The sequence below is a fragment of the Hydrocoleum sp. CS-953 genome, from assembly GCF_002260545.1.
Taxonomy (GTDB): Bacteria; Cyanobacteriota; Cyanobacteriia; order Cyanobacteriales; family Microcoleaceae; genus Trichodesmium.
In genome coordinates, this window is the sequence record NZ_LGSU01000726.1 from 1 (window position 1) to 4406 (window position 4406).

1 protein-coding gene is annotated in these 4406 nt (G+C 34.5%); it reads left to right on the plus strand.

Annotated elements, in window-relative coordinates; translation table 11 throughout:
- Positions 1 to 253: 253 nt before the first annotated feature.
- Positions 254 to 938: sacsin N-terminal ATP-binding-like domain-containing protein (locus AFK68_RS44585; protein WP_371357285.1), on the plus strand; the 685-nt coding region annotated here is incomplete at its 3' end.
- Positions 939 to 4406 lie beyond the last annotated feature (3468 nt).

The window sequence follows — 4406 nt, forward strand, 5'->3', positions numbered from 1 at the left end:
TCTAATCAAGAAAAAATCGGTGGTAAATCTTTCTACCAATCTGAACCTTTAATAGCACGTCTGACCAGGGCTATTTCATTCTGGAATGAAGGGAGGTTTTTAGTAGCTTTTAGAGATTGGTTGATATAACTTTCAATCCTTGAAAAGACATATTTTTTTGGTTTGCACAGAAAGTCATAAATTAGAACGCGCATAGCCTTGACGTCTGACATATACTTTACTTTTTCCTTATTCCTTCTTTTTAACAAAAATTATGACATCTAATCAAGAAAAAATCGGTGGTAAATCTTTCTACCAGTCTGAACCTTTAATAGCACGTCTGAGAGGAATTATTCGAGATTATCCAGAGGGTGTAGGGATTCTCAAAGAGTTAATTCAAAATGCTGATGATGCTAAAGCTACAAAGGTTGAAATTATTTTAGATTGGCGGATACATCAATTTAAAAATTTGCCTGACAATCGGATGGAAAAATTGATGGGGCCGGCAATTTTAGTTTACAACAATCAAGTTTTTCGAGACCAAGATTTTGAGAGTATTAAAAGTTTAGGGCAAAGTAAAAAATCCCAAGATTTACAAAAAACTGGTCGTTTCGGAGTGGGTTTTAATGCTATTTATCATGTGACGGATTTTCCTAGTTTTATTTCTCGGCAAAGTCTAATATTTTTTGACCCTCACGGTGCTGCTATTCCGGGAACTTCTCGACAGGAACCGGGGAGAGAATGGAATGTTGCTGCTGAGAAATGGTATGAGCAATATCCTGATTTTATGAAAGTGTATGAAGCGGGTGGGTTGTTGTTTGGTACTGAGGATTTTCAAGGAACTTTATTTCGTTTACCTTTAAGAACAGAAATACAGGCAAAAAATAGTGAGATTAGGAAACAAGCTTTTACGGAATCTAATGTTAGAGAATTAATTGAGGAGTTGGTTAAGTCTGGGGNCTGCTGAGAAATGGTATGAGCAATATCCTGATTTTATGAAAGTGTATGAAGCGGGTGGGTTGTTGTTTGGTACTGAGGATTTTCAAGGAACTTTATTTCGTTTACCTTTAAGAACAGAAATACAGGCAAAAAATAGTGAGATTAGGAAACAAGCTTTTACGGAATCTAATGTTAGAGAATTAATTGAGGAGTTGGTTAAGTCTGGGGAGGAAATTCTTTTATTTCTCAAATCAATTGTGGAAATTCGGGTTTATGAAATTCTGGCGGATGGTAATGGGGAAAAATTGGAAGTTCTTAGCATTGTTACTCAAAATGTTTCTGAGGTGGAAGCTGCTAGAAATAAATTATTATCGGCTATTCCTGATGATGTAAATTCTCTAGTTAAACAGTGTCAAAATAATCCGACTGGTTTAGTTGAAATTTCTTACCGTCACAACATAGAAACTGTGATGGCAGAAAGAACAATAAATTCGATTTGGAGAATAGTTGGAATTATTCGGACTGATGAGGAAGGGTTACTGGCAAAAGTTATTCGAGCTATGTATGAAAGTCAAGAAAAAGTGATTCCTTGGGCGGGTGCTGCTGCCCGAATTTCTAGCAGTAGTAGTGATGGAAATGTCAGGGAAGTTAAGGGGAAAATATATTGTTTTTTGCCTCTACCTTTGGAGTCGGAATTACCGATTCATATTAATGGCTTTTTTAACTTAAATAGTTCTCGTGATAATTTAAGTAGCGACAGTGGGCAAACTGGAAAAGATCGTCCTAGAGCAATTTGGAATTATCTACTTATGCTTTATGTTGTTGCTCATGCTTATGCTAATTTAATTACTGCTTTAGTAGAGGATATTGGCAAGTATCAACCACAAAAATTCTATGATTTTTTCCCTACAATAAAAGTTACTACTAGCAAAGCTCTAGAGCAACTATATATTTTTGTAATTAGGCTTTTATATCAGCGAAATGTTGTTCAATCTGGTGTGGAATATTTAGAGGCAAAACAGGAAAGTGGGAAAGAGGCGATCGCTTCTAAAAATCAGGGAAATGTTATTCAATCTGGTGTGGAATATTTAGAGGCAAAAGAGGAAAGTCGGAAACAAGCGATCGCTGTAAAAAAATGGATTACTCCAGCAAAAGTTAAGGTACTTCCTAAGAGTTGGCAAAGAAAATTAGTTGCTCCTTTAAGTGCGGATAAAATTGATATTTCTGAACCTCGAATACCAGATAAAATTTTGTCTGCTTTTGCGGAAGCTGATTGTAAAGTTGCTGAGTTTAAATCTTCAGATTTAAGGAATCATTTGAGGATGAATCAATCTTTAGGTTTGCCATTAAAAAATTCTCCGAAAGCAAGTCTTAAAAATCGGCAATGGGTAATAGATATGCTTGGTTATTGTGTGGAGGATAATAATCAAGATTTGCGGGGTTTACCATTAGCTATTTTGGCAAATAATTCTCTGGAAGTATTTGGCTATGGTGCAATAAATCCTATCTTTATTCCTACTTCAGAAATGCAAAGAGAAATATTTGCCGNCCATTAAAAAATTCTCCGAAAGCAAGTCTTAAAAATCGGCAATGGGTAATAGATATGCTTGGTTATTGTGTGGAGGATAATAATCAAGATTTGCGGGGTTTACCATTAGCTATTTTGGCAAATAATTCTCTGGAAGTATTTGGCTATGGTGCAATAAATCCTATCTTTATTCCTACTTCAGAAATGCAAAGAGAAATATTTGCCGATTATCCAGAATGGTTTCTACATTCAGATTTATGTCAAGGAATAAATCTCTACAGAAAAGAAGGAGTTTCATATATGAATGCCACTGAAGTTGCCAGAAATTTAACTAATATTGTTGATTCAACTCAGTGGCAACCTACTGGAGAAAATCTCCCTAATGAAAAGTGGTTAATTTTGGTTTATCGTTATTTTACTGGAGTAAGTAAACGGGATTTACCTGTAGATGAGTTGAATAAAGTTCCACTAATTCCTGGCAATGATGGTCTACTTTATCGAGGTGGTTTAATTAATACTCCTTTGTTATGTAGAGAGAATATTGACCAAAAAATTATTGCAGCAATTAAATATTTTGGCGTGAACTTAATTGAAGCATCAAAAGAACTTGAGGAAGCTATTTTAATTTTTTTTGATATACATCCAGAGAAACTAATTTGGAAAGTTACAGCACCAGATGTTTTAGATAGTTTATATGCAATCTACGAAAGTCAAGGTTTACCAATTTATCAGCAACAGCACTATACAACTTTGCTAAATTACTTGGCAGATAGTACCTGGTTAAACGGGGATAAGAAATATAGTCCTGCCAACAAAGAAAAACTACGTCAGTTACCCATATATCTAACAGTTACCGATGAAATTGTTAGTCTGAATGAGGAAAATATTTATCTGCCTGCTGAAGGATATCAACCACCAGAATTTATCGAAAATTTCCGACTTTTAAAATTAGGCGTAACTGAGTATGAGTGGTTGCCACTCTTGAAATTTATTGGCGTTCCAATGTTAAGTAGAGCGCGATTAATTACTGACTGTTTGTTACCAGAATATCCTACCCTTGCTTATGAGGAACAACTAATAGTATTAAGTTGGATTAGAGATAACTTCGGTAAAGTTCAAATAGAATTAGAATTAGAAACAAGCAGTCAAAACTTTGACGAATTTAAACAGGAAATTAAATCGGCAAGTTTAGTACGATGTACCGACAGAAGATTACGATCCATAGAATCAATATATAGTCCTGAAATTGAAATAGTACCTCAAATTATGGGAAATAAAGCTGCTATTCCAGATATGAATTTTTATTCCGATAAACCTCATGAGTGGCTTAACTTTTTTGTTGAGCTAGGGATGAAAAAAATTATAACTATGGCAGACTTATTAACTTCTATAGATAATTTGATTCAGAAAGCAAATCGTTTTGGAGTAGATTCCGTCTCTGAATCTTTACTCAATATTTTTGACTATATATTAGATAACTGGCAAGATGTCAAAAGCGAAAAATTACTACAAAGTCTCCGGGAAAAATATTGGCTACCCGCCGAAAGAAACCCAGAAATATTAAGTCAATATGCTGCTGCTTTAATACCCGAACCTAAATTATATCGTCCTCAAGATTTGTGTTTAATTGAAGAAGCACATTTAGTAGCTAGTCAAAAACCTATATTTGCTGGAAAAACCGAATTACTAAAAGAAAAAATTCGGCACGAACTTGGTTTTTTGCCTGTAGAAACAAATCTTGTATTAGAACATTTCGAGACAATAATTGGGGAGATAAGGAAATAGGGAAGATGAGTTTGAGGTTAGGGAAAAAAATAAATTCCATCTACCTCTATATTTTCCTGACAAAATTCGACAACTTCCCCAAGAAATTCTAGAGGTCGGCAGAAATTATGATTGATCTAAACCAAATTTCACCCCTTACTCAAAAATTCCAACTTACTCAAAAGGAAAAATTTTA